The 14,184-nt window shown below is 66.1% G+C and carries 11 protein-coding genes; 5 read left to right on the top strand and 6 right to left on the bottom strand.

Annotated elements, in window-relative coordinates:
- Nucleotides 1–284 precede the first annotated feature (284 nt).
- Nucleotides 285–1,454, bottom strand: a complete 1,170-nt coding sequence (locus ACIP21_RS15420; RefSeq protein WP_400688913.1) for a YbfB/YjiJ family MFS transporter — start codon at nt 1,452–1,454, stop codon at nt 285–287.
- A 106-nt stretch (nt 1,455–1,560) separates the two neighbouring features.
- On the opposite strand from ACIP21_RS15420, the gene ACIP21_RS15415 reads away from it, so the two are divergent.
- Together ACIP21_RS15415 and ACIP21_RS15410 are read left to right on the top strand one after the other, a co-directional pair.
- A complete protein-coding gene (locus ACIP21_RS15415; RefSeq protein WP_400688910.1) occupies nt 1,561–2,454 on the top strand; it encodes a LysR substrate-binding domain-containing protein in 894 nt (297 codons plus the stop codon).
- Nucleotides 2,455–2,578: 124 nt separating this feature from the next.
- The gene (locus tag ACIP21_RS15410) at nt 2,579–2,707 is read left to right on the top strand and encodes a PA1414 family protein (protein WP_400688908.1); all 129 of its coding nucleotides are present in this window, start codon (nt 2,579–2,581) and stop codon (nt 2,705–2,707) included.
- A 183-nt stretch (nt 2,708–2,890) separates the two neighbouring features.
- On the opposite strand, the gene ACIP21_RS15405 is transcribed toward ACIP21_RS15410, so the two are convergent.
- Nucleotides 2,891–4,270, bottom strand: a complete 1,380-nt coding sequence (locus tag ACIP21_RS15405) for a sodium:solute symporter (protein WP_400688905.1) — start codon at nt 4,268–4,270, stop codon at nt 2,891–2,893.
- Nucleotides 4,271–4,415: 145 nt separating this feature from the next.
- Nucleotides 4,416–5,366, bottom strand: coding sequence for an agmatinase (gene speB, locus ACIP21_RS15400; protein WP_110743690.1), 951 nt, complete (start codon nt 5,364–5,366; stop codon nt 4,416–4,418).
- 225 nt (nt 5,367–5,591) lie between these two features.
- On the opposite strand from speB, the gene ACIP21_RS15395 reads away from it, so the two are divergent.
- The 3 genes from ACIP21_RS15395 (at nt 5,592) to ACIP21_RS15385 (ending at nt 8,944) form a co-directional block, all read left to right on the top strand.
- Nucleotides 5,592–6,485: a LysR family transcriptional regulator gene (locus ACIP21_RS15395; protein WP_400688902.1), complete on the top strand. Its 894-nt coding sequence runs from the start codon at nt 5,592–5,594 to the stop codon at nt 6,483–6,485.
- Between the two features lie 128 nt (nt 6,486–6,613).
- Complete coding sequence (locus ACIP21_RS15390; RefSeq protein ID WP_400688899.1) at nt 6,614–8,179, top strand: methyl-accepting chemotaxis protein; 1,566 nt, start codon at nt 6,614–6,616, stop codon at nt 8,177–8,179.
- Between the two features lie 165 nt (nt 8,180–8,344).
- Complete coding sequence (locus ACIP21_RS15385; protein ID WP_400688896.1) at nt 8,345–8,944, top strand: tRNA-uridine aminocarboxypropyltransferase; 600 nt, start codon at nt 8,345–8,347, stop codon at nt 8,942–8,944.
- 126 nt (nt 8,945–9,070) lie between these two features.
- On the opposite strand, the gene ACIP21_RS15380 is transcribed toward ACIP21_RS15385, so the two are convergent.
- From ACIP21_RS15380 to ACIP21_RS15370, 3 genes are all read right to left on the bottom strand, one after another.
- The gene (locus tag ACIP21_RS15380) at nt 9,071–10,423 is read right to left on the bottom strand and encodes an HlyD family type I secretion periplasmic adaptor subunit (protein ID WP_400688893.1); all 1,353 of its coding nucleotides are present in this window, start codon (nt 10,421–10,423) and stop codon (nt 9,071–9,073) included.
- A gap of 138 nt (nt 10,424–10,561) precedes the next feature.
- Nucleotides 10,562–12,697, bottom strand: coding sequence for a type I secretion system permease/ATPase (locus tag ACIP21_RS15375; RefSeq protein ID WP_400689490.1), 2,136 nt, complete (start codon nt 12,695–12,697; stop codon nt 10,562–10,564).
- Between the two features lie 76 nt (nt 12,698–12,773).
- A complete protein-coding gene (locus ACIP21_RS15370) occupies nt 12,774–14,147 on the bottom strand; it encodes a TolC family outer membrane protein (RefSeq protein WP_400688890.1) in 1,374 nt (457 codons plus the stop codon).
- Nucleotides 14,148–14,184: the final 37 nt, after the last annotated feature.

The raw sequence follows: 14,184 nt of genomic DNA, 5'->3' as shown, positions 1-14,184 counted from the left end.
TGGGTCCCACAGAGACAGCACAACATTTGAAGACTGTGCTATCCCTGTGGCTCCCACAGAGACAGCACAGCATTTGAAGACTGTGCTATCCCTGTGGGTCCCACAGAGACAGCACAACATTTGAAGACTGTGCTATCCCTGTGGCTCCCACAGAGACAGCACAGCATTTGAAGACTGTGCTATCCCTGTGGCTCCCACAGAGACAGCACAGCATTTGAAGACTGTGCTATCCCTGTGGGAGCGGGTTTACCCGCGAAAGGGCCGGCACAGGTGACCTCATACCATCAAGCTGCCCGTGTCGCCGCCTGGCAACTCTGAAGGCTGCGGCCGCCAGTCAACACCAGCACCCCCGCCACCCCCAGCCCCGCCGCCGCCAATACCAGCGCCGCCTGCAAGCTCCCGCCGTAATGGTTGCTCAACGCCGCCAGCAAAGGCCCACTCAACTGCCCCAGGGCAAAGCACGCGGTCAAGAGCCCGGCATTACGCTGCGTGGCATGCGGCGCCAGCTCCCGCGAGCGCTGCATCACCAGCATCATGCAGGCCAGGAACGGCCCGCCACACAGCACTACTCCAAGGCCCAACCCGAGGCCACCGCCCATCAGGCATGCCAGCACCCCCAACCCTTGCAGCCACAGCGTGGCCGTCAACCAGGTCGAGGTCCGACCGGCACGGCGCACGCTCACCAGCACCACGCCCAGCGCCGCCGCCAGGCCGAACGCCGGCCAGAACAGGTCGGCCATCCAGTTGCCGCGAAACTGCTGGTTGGCCATCTGCGACAGGAAGGTCGCCGGCAGGATATAGCCCACCCCGTACAAGCCATACACCAGGCCCAGGCGGCCGATGCCTGCGTTGCGGGTCGGGCCCTGCTGTGCAGCGGCAGGTGCTACGGCCGGCTCCTGCGCCCGGGGCAGCCAGGGGCTCGCGGCCAGCAGCATGACCAGGGCCGCCACGGCATAGACCAGCCACAGCGCTGCCGAGCCAAGCCCCATCAGATGGGCAACCAGGGCCAGCAAGCCGCTGACGGCAATCCCCAGCCCGGGCCCTGCGAACACCATCGCCCCCAGGCGCTGGCGGTTATGGGCATTGGCCACCTGCTGGCTGAGGCTGGTGATCATCACCAGCACCCAGGCGCTGGCCACGCCGGTGCCCAAGCGCAGCAGCAGGTGGCTCCAGAAGCCTTCCGCTGCGGTCGAGGCCAGGGTCAGCAGCACGCACAGCCACAGGCCGCCGTGCAGGCGCAGCTTCACTTGGGCCGGGCGGCGGGCGAACATCGCGTCCACCGCACCCAGGAAGTAACCCAGGTAGTTGGCCGCCGCCACCAGGCCGGCGGCGGTCAGGTCGAACTGATGTTCGGCGATCAGTTGCGGCAGTTGCGGGGTCAGGGCGAAGCGGCCGATGCCCATGGCCATCATCAGGGCCACGGTGCTGGCCAGCAGTTGTACGAGTGGCGACATGAGGATTCTCCTGCGCGGATCAAAGTGATGGATGGCAGGTTAGGGCGGTTTCATTTTCAATAAAATTGAATAATGATGAGCAAGTTGTTCTGTTTTGGAGAATGTCATGGAGTTCAGCCAACTGCGCATCTTCCAGGCCGTGGCCGAGGAAGGCTCGGTGACCCGCGCCGCCGAGCGCCTGCACCGGGTACCGTCGAACCTGTCGACCCGCCTGCGCCAGCTCGAGGATCAGCTGGGTGTGGAGCTGTTCCTGCGAGAACGCCAGCGCCTGCAGCTGTCGCCCGCCGGCAAGGTATTGCTGGATTACGCCAACCGCCTGGCGGCGCTGCGCGATGAGGCCATGGCGGCGGTGCAGGGTGGCCAGCCGGCCGGCGACTTCGTGCTGGGCACCATGTACAGCACCGCCGCGATCCATTTGCCGGCCTTGCTGGCGCGTTACCACCAGCAGTATCCGGCGGTGAACCTGCAAGTGCAGGCGGCGCCGAGCGGCGATTTGCTCGAAGGCCTGCTCAGCCACCGCCTGGATGCTGCGCTGATCGACGGCCCGCCGAGCCTGGCCGGGCTGGATGGCGTGCCGTTGTGCGATGAAGTGCTGGTGCTGATCACCAGTCCCGAGCACCCGCCGGTGCACAGCGCGAAGGATGTGGCGGGCAAGGCGGTGTTCACCTTCCGTCAGGGTTGCTCCTACCGCATGCGCCTCGAGGCCTGGTACGCCGATGCGCACACGCCGATGGGCAGGGTGATGGAGATCGAGTCGTACCAGAGCATGCTGGCCTGCGTGATCGCCGGGGCAGGGGTGGCGCTGATGGCGCAATCGATGCTCGACAGCCTGCCCGGGCGCGACCGGGTCAAGGCCCACCGGCTGCAGGCACCGTTCGATCACGCGGTCACCTGGCTGATGTGGCGCCAGGGCATGCGCGGGGCGAATTTGCAGGCCTGGATCGATTTGCAACAAAGCGAAACGATTAACCAGTCGTCGGAATGGGCCGTTTCCGCTTGATCCTGGTCAAGCTAGCCCATATCTGTAGGATTAAGAGCATGCGTAGTGCAGGACATCGGACTATGATCTGTATGAAACATCGCAGGATTGATTTGCCGTGAGGCTGACCCGTCAAGGGGGCATTATGAGAAACCCACTGTTCAACTGGCTCCACGACCTGGCCGTCGCCTTGGGGCTGATTCCACCACCCTTGCAGCCGGTGCCGATCCCGACTGATGAAGAGCAGCGCAAGCGCCAGCCGCGCCGCCGCTGAAATGCGAAAAGGCCGCAGCATCTGAGTGGATGCAGCGGCCTTTTTGTTTCTGTGGCATTTGCATTGCTGTGCCGGCCTCTTCGCGGGTGAACCCGCTCCCACAGGGATCCCACCTCCTTCGAGGTCTGTGAGAAACCTGTGGGAGCGGGTTTACCCGCGAAGAGGGCCGTCCAGGCTGACCTATCAGGCCAGCTTCACCTCACCCACCGGCTTGCGCGACAGCAGGCTCACCAGCACGAAGCTCACCAGGCCAACGGCGAGGCTGTAGTAGATCGGCGTATTGGCTTCCAGCCCGTCCTCGAACATGAACACCAGTGCGGTGACAAAGCCCAGCGACATGCTGGCGATGGCGCCGGCGGTGGTCGCGCGCTTCCAGAAGATCGCCCCGATCAGTGGGATCAGCATGCCGCCCACCAGCAGGTTGTAGGCCAGGGTCAGGGCGCTGATCACATCGTTCACCGCCAGGGCGATGCCCAGCACCACCAGGCCGGTGAGCAGGGTGAACAGGCGGTTGATGCCCAGGCTCGACTGCTTGCCGCCACGCAGCTTCGGCAGCAGGTCTTCGGTCAGGGTGGTCGAGGCGGCCAGCAGGCCGGCGGAAGCGGTCGACATCATCGCCGCCAGGGCCGCCGCCATCAGCAGGCCGCGAATGCCTTCCGGCAGCTGGCCCTTGATCATCTCGGCGAAGGCGTTGTTCGGGTTGACCAGGTCCGGCATCAGCACGTGGGCGGCCATGCCGATCAGGGCGCAGGCCAGGCCGTACAGCACGCAGTACACACCGGCGGTGGTGCCGGCACGCTGGCAGACCTTCTCGTCACGGGCGGTGAACACCCGCTGCCAGATGTCCTGGCCGATCAGGATGCCGAAGAAGTAGATCAGGAAGTAGGTGATGATGGTGTCCCAGCCGATGGTGGTCCAGCTGAAGCTGGCCGCCGGCAGCTTGGCCACCAGCATGTCCCAGCCGCCCGCCTTGTACAGGCACACCGGGAGCAGGATGAACATCAGGCCGACGGTCTTGATCACGAACTGGACTATGTCGGTGAGGGTCAGCGACCACATGCCGCCGATGGTCGAGTACACCACCACCACGCCGCCGCCGAGCAGCAACGACATCCAGAACGGCAGGTCGAGCAGCACCTGCAGCACCGTGCCCATGGCCAGGGTCGAAGTGACCGCGATCATCAGCGCATAGGCGAGCATGATCGCCGCGCTGGCCTGGCGCGCCATCGGGTTGTAACGGCGCTCCAGCACCTGGGTGACGGTGAAGATCTTCAGGCGCAACAGCGGTTTGGCGAGGAACAGGTTGAGGGCAATGATGCCCAGGCCCAGGGCTGCGCAGAGCCAGAAGCCGGAGATGCCGTGGACGTAGCCCAGGCGCACGGTGCCGACGGTGGAGGCGCCGCCGAGGACGGTGGTGGCCATGGTGCCCATGTACAGGGTCGGGCCCAGGTTGCGCCCGGCCACCAGGTAGTCTTCGTGGGTCTTCGCCCGGCGCATGCCGTACCAGCCCAGCGCGAGCATGCCGGCGGCATAGATCATTACAACGATGATGTCCAAGGCCATTGGGGGTCTCCCGATTATCTTTATTATGGCGAGATCGACCACGCAGGCGCTGCACGGCGCCCGGCGGTCTTGTCTTGTGTTGGCGGGCCTCTATGGCCCTCCCTCATGGCTCCTGCCGGGGTACATCACGGGTGCGGCTGTGGTATCAGCGGCGCACGACGCCCGGCAGCACGCAGAGCATTTCGAACAACAGGTTGGCGCCGAGCAGCGAGGTATTGCCGGTGGTGTCGTAAGGCGGGGAGACTTCGACCAGGTCACAGCCGATCAGGTCGAGGCCGTGGCAGCCGCGAATGATCTCCATCGCCTGGATGGTGGTCAAGCCGCCGATTTCCGGGGTGCCGGTGCCTGGGGCCCAGGCCGGGTCGATGCCGTCGATGTCGAACGACAGGTACACCGGGCCGCCACCGACCTTCTCCCGCACTTCGGCCATCAGCGGTTCCAGCGACTTGTGCCAGCACTCTTCGGCCTGCACCACGCGGAAGCCCTGGCGGCGGCTCCAGTTGAAGTCATCGGCGGTGTAGCCCTGGGCGCGCAGGCCGATCTGCACCACGCGGTCGCAATCGAGCAGGCCTTCTTCCACGGCGCGGCGGAAGGTGGTGCCGTGGGCGATCTTCTCGCCGAACATGTGGTCGTTGACGTCGGCGTGGGCATCGATGTGCACCAGGCCGATCTTGCCGTGCTTCTTGTGCAGGGCGCGCAGGATCGGCAGGGTGATGGTGTGGTCGCCACCCAGGGTCATGGGGATGACATTGTGCTCGACGATCTGGTCGTAGGCTTCTTCGATGATGCGCACGGCGTCGAGCAGGTTGAAGGTGTTGATCGCCACGTCACCGATATCTGCCACCGACAGCGAGTCGAACGGCGCGGCACCGGTGGCCATGTTGTACGGGCGGATCATCACCGACTCGGCGCGGATCTGCCGCGGGCCGAAGCGGGTGCCGGAACGCAGCGAGGTGCCGATGTCCAGCGGCACGCCGATGAACGCGGCGTCCAGGCCTTCGGCGCTTTGCAGGTGGGGAAGACGCAGCATGGTGGCGATGCCGCCGAAACGCGGCATTTCGTTGCCGCCCAGTGGTTGGTGGAGAGTCTTGTCCACGGTGGGCCTCATCAGTCGGTCGATTGTTCTGGTTGTTCGAACCTGTGCCGCCGCGCGCCTTTCCGGTTGGGATGTGCCGGCGGGCAGGGACATTTCGGCCAAGTCTGCTGAAGGTAGTGCGTGGGAAAAATCGCTACCGGCAAAAACTTACTTCAGGAATTTCTGAACTAACGGCCGCCGGAGCGGGTAGACTGCGCGAAAAGCCCCCTGCGGAACCGTTGCACCATGGCCTCGACCCTGCCCGACCTGAAACTGCTGCGCATCTTCGTCAGCGTGGTGCGCCACCAGGGTTTCGCCAATGCCCAGCGCGAGCTCAACCTGTCGACCTCGGCCATCAGCACCTACATGAGCCAGCTCGAGGGTGCCCTCGGCATCGTTCTCTGCCACCGCGGACGAGGTGGCTTCAGCCTGACCAGCAAGGGCGAACTGTTCCACCAGGAGACCTTGCGCCTGCTGGCCGAGCTCGACGGCTTCGAGCAGTACGCCGCAGCGCTCAAGGGCGAGCTGCGCGGCACCCTCAATCTCGGGGTGATCGACTCCACCGTTGGCGACCGCGCCTTGCCGCTGGCCGATGCCATCGGCGCCTACAGCCAGGAACACCCGGCAGTGCACCTGCACCTGTCGGTATCGAGCCCCTACGAATTGCAGCTGGGCGTGCAGGACAACCGCCTGGACCTGGCCATCGGCGCGTTCTCCTCGCGCATGAGCGGCCTGCTCTACCAGCCGCTGTACCGTGAGCAGCACTGGCTGTATTGCAGCAGCCGCCACCCGCTGTTCGCCGAGCGGCGCATCCCCGAGCAGGTGGTCACCCACCAGCGCATGGTCGGGCGCGGCTACTGGAGCCAGACCGAGCTGGCCCGGCACGGTTTCAAGCACAGCGCCGCGACCGTCGAGAGCATGGAGGCGCAGCTGATCCTGATCCTCTCCGGTGCCTACATCGGTTACCTGCCCGAGCACTACGCCCAGGCCTGGGTCGACAAGGGCGACTTGCGGGTGCTATCGCCGGCAACATTTGGTTACCAGGCGCCATTTTCGCTGATCATCCGCCGTGGCCGCAGCCGTGAACCACTGATCCAGACCTTCCGCGACCTGCTGAAAAGCCAGCTCAACGTGGGCTGATGAGTGCAGCCCGTCGGAAGTAGTACCTTTCCTACGAAAAGCTGACCTCTTTGATGATGGCGCTCTGCTAAACCTCTACTTGCTCTGATGATTTTGTCCTTCATCCATACCAGCAGGGATAGCCCGAGATGCGCATGAATTTGCCCGTCACTGAGCACGAGAGAACTTTCTCCGCCGACCAGCGCCTGATCTCCACCACCGACCTCAACAGCCATATCACCTACTGCAACGACGCCTTTGTGGCGATCAGCGGCTTCACCTACGAAGAACTGGTCGGCCAGCCGCACAACCTGGTCCGTCACCCCGACATGCCGCCGGCGGTGTTCGGCCACATGTGGGAAACCATCAAGCAGGGCAAGCCGTGGATGGGGGTGGTCAAGAACCGTTCGAAGAACGGCGATTACTACTGGGTCAGCGCCTATGTCACGGCCATCTACGAGAACGGCCGCATCAATGGCTTCGAGTCGGTGCGCTCGCTGCCGACCCGCGAGCAGATCCGCCGCGCCGAGGTGCTCTATGCACGATTGCGCGCGGGCAAGTCGGCAGTGCCCTGGGCCACGCGGGTCGTGCACAGCCTGGGCTACGGCTGGCCGCTGATCGGCACAGGGCTGCTGTCTGCCGCCAGCTACCTGTGGCTACCGGCGTATGCCGCGCTCGCGGTGCTGACCGCCAGCCTGCTGGTGGCCTGGTTCCTGATCGAGTGGGGGCGCAACCAGGCGATCCGTCGTACCCTCGACGAACACCCCAAGGCTTTCAGCAGCCCGCTGGTGGCGCTGACCTACAGCGACAACCCCGGCCTGCAAGGCCAGCTGGACCTGGCCATCTTCAGCGAGGAGGCGCGTCTGCAGACCGCCTTGACCCGGCTGGTGGACGCAGGCGTCAGCGTCAAGTCGCGGGCCGCGCAGTCGGCCGGGCTGTCGGATGCCCAGGCGCAGATGCTCGACCGCCAGCGCAGCGAGACCGACCAGTCGGCCACCGCCATCGCGCAGATGGCCGCGACCATCCAGGAGGTCACCCACAACGTGCAGAACACCGCCCACGCCGCCGGCGATGCCGACCAGCTGGCCCAGCAAGGCAGCGAGCTGGCGCAGCAGAGCCTGAAGGCCATGGGTAGCATGAGCGAGGCGGTCAGCGACATCGGCCAGGCGGTCAATGCCCTGGCCGAGCAGACCCAGTCGATCGGCAGCGTGGTCGACGTGATCACCTCGATCGCCGAGCAGACCAACCTGCTGGCGCTCAATGCGGCGATCGAGGCGGCGCGTGCCGGCGAGCAGGGCAGGGGCTTTGCCGTGGTCGCCGACGAGGTGCGCTCGCTGGCCCAGCGCACGCGCTCGTCCACCGACGAGATCCACCAGATCATCGCCTCGCTGCGCGCAGGGGCCGAACGGGCGGTGAGCACTGCCAGCCGCGGTGAGCAGATTTCGCGGGACAGTGTGCAGCGTGTCGAGGCGGTGCAGTCGGCGCTGGCCGGGATTGCCCAGGCGGTCAGCCGGATCACTGGCATGAGCCAGCAGATGGCCACGGCGTCCGAGCAGCAGAGTTTCGTCGCCGAGGACATCAACCAGCAGATCGTGCGCATTGCCCAGTTGTGCGACCAGACGGCGGGGCAGGCCAAGCAGGGGGCCGAGATCAGCCAGGACCTGGAACGCATGGCCGAGTACCTGCATAGCCTGGCGGAGCGGTTCAACCGCTAGGGCCATTTTTGCAGGCCCATTCGCGGGCAAGCCCGCTCCCACAAGTGCACCGCAGGTCCCGAATGTGGTGCTGTCCTGTGGGAGCGGGTTTACCCGCGAATAGGCCCGTGAGGCAGGCCCAAATGCTCGGCATATGGCAAAATCCCTCCGCCAACGGAGACCCCCATGCCCAGACCCCGCTGCGAACGCTGCCAGCGCCCGCTCGACCACTGCCTTTGCCCACTGATCCCCGCACTCGCCAGCCGCACCCGCGTGGTCCTGCTGCAGCACTCCAGTGAAGCCAGCCACGCCCTCAACACCGCCCGCCTGGCCGCCCTGGGGCTGGTCAATGCCGAGTTGCGTATCGGTGAAGTGTTCGATGATCTCGGCGAACTGTTGGCGACTCCAGGCTACCGGCCGGCGCTGCTGTTCCCGGGTGAAGAGGCTCAGGTGCTGACGCCCCATGCAGACGCAGACGATACCCCGCTGCTACTGATCGTCCCCGACGGCACCTGGCGCAAGGCGCGCAAGCTGCTGTACCTGAACCCGCTGCTCGACGCGCTGCCGCGAGTGACCCTGGCCGAAGTAGCACCGTCCCGCTACCGACTGCGCAAGGCGCCGGAGCCGGGGGCGGTGTCGACCATCGAGGCGGTGGTGCAGGCGTTGAATGTGCTGGAGCAGCCCGCGAATTTCGATGAATTGCTGCGGCCGTTCGAGGCGTTGATCGAGGGGCAGATCAGGGCCATGGGGGACGAGACCTTCAACCGCAATCACGGTGAGCGCTGAGGCCATGTTTTTCCTGTGCCGGCCTCTTCGCGGGTGAACCCGCTCCCACAGGTATCTCACAGACCTTGAAGGAAGTGTGGTCCCTGTGGGAGCGGGTTCACCCGCGAAGAGGCCGGCACAGGCAGATCAGCGCTCCCGCAGCGCCTCGGTCCGGGCCTTGAGCACCGGCTTGAGCAAATAATCCAGCACGCTTTTCTGCCCGGTGATGATGTCCACCGTGGCGACCATCCCGGGGATGATCAGCAGCGGCTTGTTGTCCCCGCCCAGGTGGTTCTTCTCGGTCCGCACCTGGATCAGGTAGTACGCGTTGCCCTTGTCATCGGTGACGGTGTCGGCGCCGATCAGCTCCAGCTTGGCCTTGAGCCCGCCATAGATGGTGTAGTCATAGGCGCTGAACTTGACCATCGCCGGCTGCCCTGGGTGCAGGAAGGCCACGTCCTGGGGCCGGACCTTGGCCTCGATCAGCAGGTTGTCCTCGATCGGCACGATCTCCACCAGGTCGCTGCCTGGCTGCACCACGCCGCCGATGGTGTTGACCTTGAGCAGCTTGACGATGCCGCGCACCGGCGACACCACGGTGGTGCGGTTGACCCGGTCGTCGATGGCGATGCTGGTGGCGGTGATCTTCGACAGCTCCGTGCGCTTGTCGTTGAGCTCCTTGGCGGCGTCGGAACGAAAGCCCGCGTCGGACTCCTGGATCTTGCTCCTGATCTCGGCCACCGCCGCCTCGGCGCGGGGGATGGCCAGGCTGGTGGCGTTGAGCTGGCCGCGGGCTTCGACAGTGCGCTGCTTGAGGCGCAGGATCTCGACCGGCGAGATGGCGCCTTTGCTCACCAGCGGCGCCGACATGTCGGTCTCCTGCTGCAGCAGGGCCACGGCCGAGCGGTACTGGTCGACCTTGGAGCGGAACTCGGCCAGTTCCTGGGTCTTCTGCCGCAGTTGCTCGTTGAGGGTCTGCTTCTCGCTGGCCAGGCGACGCTGGCGCGAGTCGTACAGGGCCTGCTCGTCCACGGCAACCTGGGGCGCCTTGGCGCGGACTTCGTCCGACAGCACGAACGGGCGGCCTTCGGCTTCGGCCGAGAGCCTTTCGACCTGGGCGGTCAGGGCATAGCGGTCGGCCTCGCTTTCGCCCTTGTTGGACTTGAAGCGGGTGTCGTCCAGGCGCAGCAGGGTGGCGCCTTTTTCCACCATCTGGCCTTCGCGCACGAAGATCTCGGTGACGATGCCGCCCTCGAGGTTCTGCACCACCTGCACCTTGCTCGACGGGATGGCCTTGCCTTCGCCGACGGTGACCTCGTCGAGCACCGCCAGGCTGGCCCAGGCCAGCGCTACCAGCAGCAGCGCCGCCGCCAGCCACACGGTCAGGCGCGAGAGGCGCGGCGAGTCCTGCAAGGTGGCGCCGGCCAGCTCCGGCATGTAGTCGCGCTCGGCGCGCTTGTCGGTGCCGTGGGAGCTGCGGATGTTGTGGCTCAGTGACATGGCCTACCTCGCTTGAATCATGGGCTGGGTCCTACCCCTGTGGGAGCGGGTTCACCCGCGAACACGGGCGAAGCCCGTGCCATACACCGCGTTGCATCGTTCGCGGGTGAACCCGCTCCCACACCGACCCCGCAGTGTCTAGAGGGCCGCGCCGATGCGGCCCTTGCGCAGGGCATCGATGACCGCCTCCTTGGCACCGTCGGCAACCACCTTGCCGTTGTCCAGCACCACCAGCCGGTCCACCAGGCTGAGCATCGCGGTGCGGTGGGTGACCAGCAGCAGGGTCTTGCCCGGCACCCAGGCCAGCAGACGCTGACGCAGTTGCTCCTCGCTGCTGTTGTCCATGTGGCTGGTGGGTTCGTCGAGGATCATGATCGGCGGCTCCAGCAACAGGGCGCGGGCCATCAGCACCGACTGGCGCTGGCCGCCGGAGAGCAGCTGGCCACGCTCGCCCACCGGCCGGTCGAAGCCGTTCGGGTGCTGCCGGGCCAGCTCGCTGACGCCGGTCAGTTCGGCCACTTCGAGCATGCGCGCGTCGCTGACGTGGCGGGCCCCCAGGGTCAGGTTGTCGCGCAGGCTGCCGGCCAGCAGTGGCAGGTCGTGGGCGACATAGCCGAGCTGGCTGCGCAGGTCGGCGATGTCCAGCTGGCGCAGGTCGAGGTTGTCCAGCAGCACCTGGCCTTCGTCAGGGTGATGAAAACCCATCAGCAGCCGGCCCAGGGTGCTCTTGCCCGAGCCGCTGCGGCCGATGATACCGATGCGCTCGCCGGGCTTGATGCTGATGTTGACGTCATGCAGGGCCGGGCTGGTCTGCCCGGGGTAGCGGAAGGTCACGTGGCTGAGGGTCAGGCCGCCCTTGAGCGCGGTGTGCTCCAGCGCCTGCTGCTCGGCCTGGCGTTCCTGGGGCAGGGCCATCAGCGCGTCGGTGCTGCGCATGGTCAGCTGGGCCTGCTGGTAGCGGGTGATCAGCCCGGCGATCTGGCCGAGCGGGGCCAGGACCCGGCTGCCGAGCATGTAGCTGGCGACCAGGGCGCCGACGCTGAGGTTGCCGGCGATGATGCTGTAGACCCCGGCGACGATGGTGGCCATGCCGCAGAACTGCTGGATGAACAGCGTGCCGTTGCTGGCCAGCGACGACAGGTTGCGGGCGTGGGCGTCGAGGCGGGCGATGGCGCCGTTGGTGTGTTCCCACTGGTACTGGCGCTCGCTTTCGGCGCCGCAGGCCTTGAGGGTTTCCAGGCCGCCGAGGGTTTCGATCAGCAGCGCCTGGCGCACCGCGCCGAGGCTCAGGCTTTTCTGCACGGTGTCGCGCAGGCGTGCCTGGATGATCAGGGCGAAGCCCACCGCCAGCGGGAAGGCCACCAGCGGGATCAGCACCAGCCAGCCGCCGAGCAGGCCGATCACCAGCAGCATCAGGGCGACGAAGGGCAGGTCGATGATGCTGGTCAGGGTCACCGCGGTGAGGAATTCGCGCAGGCCCTGGAAGTCGTGGATGCTCTGGGCGAAGCCGCCGATGGTGGCCGGCTTGGCTTTCAGCGCCATGCCGGTGATGCGCTCGAACAGGGTGGCGGACAGGATCAGGTCGGTCTTCTTGCCGGCCTGGTCCAGCAGGTGCGCGCGGACCATGCGCAGCACCAGCTCGAAGGCGGTGCCAAGAAACAGCCCGGCCACCAGTACCCACAGGGTCGACAGCGCCTGGTTGGGCACCACGCGGTCGTAGGTCTGCATGACGAACAGCGGCACCATCAGGCCCAGCAGGTTGATCAGCAGGCTGGCCAGCAGGGCATCGCCATACAGCCAGCGGGAATGGCGCAGGGTGTCGCGGAACCAGGCGTTGACCCGTGGCAGCAACGGTGCGCGCAGGTCTTCGAGGGTATGCCGGGGCCGGGCGAACAGGGCGTGGCCGCCGTAGGCCTGTTGCAGCGCCTCGCGCTCCACCCACTGTTCGCCGCCTTCGGCTTCGCAGGGCAGGATCAGCGCGCGGCCGTCATCGCCCCAGCGTTGCAGCACGGCGCTGCGGCCATTGCCCAGCAGCAGCAACACCGGCAGGTTGAGCGCCGAGATGTCCTCCAGCGCACGCTCCAGCACCCGCCCTTGCAGGCCGGCACGGGCTGCGGCGCGCGGCAGCAGGTCCGCGCCCAGGCGTTGCTGGGCCAGCGGCAGGCCGCTGCACAGGCTGGCCCGGCTGGCCGGGCACCCGTGCAGGCGACAGAGGATCAGCAAACCATCGAGCAGCGGGTCGTCGACATCCGGGCGCGCTTGCGCACTTTGCATACTGGTCACGTTGGCCTACTCCCGCCGCTGTGGATGGGGTGTGTTACCTAGCGATCCGTGCCAGTCACGCCAAGGGCTAACGCATCTCGGGCAGCTTCGCCTGGTTGCGCACCTCGGTCTGGGCGACGGCTTCCGGTGGCAGCGAAATGCGCTGCTTGCTCAGCAGTTCACCCATGGTCGCCAGCACCCGGTACATCGAGAACTCCTCGGTGTAGCGCACTTCGGTGTAGCGACGGTTGGCGTTGTACAGCTCGTTTTCGCTGTCGAGCACGTCGAGCAGGGTGCGTTGGCCAAGGCCGAACTGGTCCTGATAGGCAGCGCGCACGCGCTGGGTGGTTTCGGCGTATTCGCGGGCGGTCGGGGTCTGCTTGCGTGCGTTGGTCATGGCGTTCCACGACAGGCTGAGGTTTTCGTTCAGCTCGCGCAGGGCGTTGTTGCGCACGTCCATGGCCTGGTTGATCTTGTGCGCGTCGGACTGCAGGCGGGCCTTGTCGCTGCCGCCGCGGAACAGGTTGTAGTTGAGCTCGACGCCGGCCTGCCAATCGTTGTTGCTGTGGCCTCGCTCGCCGCTGAGGTTGTTGTTGGCGCCGGTGGCCAGCACGGCGTCCAGGCGCGGGTAGAACGGCGACTTGGCGACTTCGTACTGCTGCTCGGCGGCGTTGATGTCGGCCTGGGCCGACTTCAGGTAGGGGTTGTTCTCGAGCATCCCCTGACGCGCCAGGTCGAGGCCTTCGGGCACTTCGCCCTTGATCGTCACCGGCGCTTCCAGCTCGTCGGGCACGCGCCCGACCACGCTGTAGAAGTTGGCTTCGGCATCGGCCAGGTCGACTTCGGCGGTGTCCAGGTTGTTTTCCGCCAGGGCGCGACGGGCGGTGGACTGGTCGAGGTCGGCGGAGCTGCCGACACCTCGCTCGCTGCGCAGGCCGATCTGGTCGTTGACCCGCAGGTGGGCCTGCAGGTTGTTCTTGGCCAGGGTGACCAGCTCGCGGCGCTTGAGCACTTCGAGGTACACCTCGACGGTGCGCAGGGCCACGGTTTCGGCGGTGGCCTGGGTGTAGTAGGCGCGCGAGTCGGCCACGGCCTGGGTGCGGCCGACCTCGTTGGAGGTGTTGAAGCCGTCGAACAGCATCTGCCGCAGGCGCAGCTCCGACTGGGTGTAGTTGAGGGTTTCCTTGTTGTGGTTGCGCGTACCGTCGGCATTCACGCCGCGGGTGTTGAGGTTGTCGGAGCGCTGGCGGCCATAACCTGCCACCAGGTCGACGCTGGGGTAGTACCCGCCACGGGCGAATTTCACATCTTCGTCAGCCGACAGCCGGCTGTTACGGCTGGCGCTGATTTCCGGGTGGTGGTCCACTGCGTTCTGGACGGCTTCGTTGAGCGACATCGCCTGAACGTTGGCACACGCCATGGCCAACAGAATTGCACTGGTGATGGGGTTTAACACGCGCATGGGGTACTTCTCCCTGGTCACAAAAATGTCCTGCATT

Origin of the sequence: Pseudomonas sp. NPDC089401 (assembly GCF_044749485.1) — a bacterium.
GTDB lineage: Bacteria > Pseudomonadota > Gammaproteobacteria > Pseudomonadales > Pseudomonadaceae > Aquipseudomonas.
The sequence above is the reverse complement of the archived record's forward strand: the minus strand, read 5'-3'. Positions and strand labels throughout refer to the sequence as shown.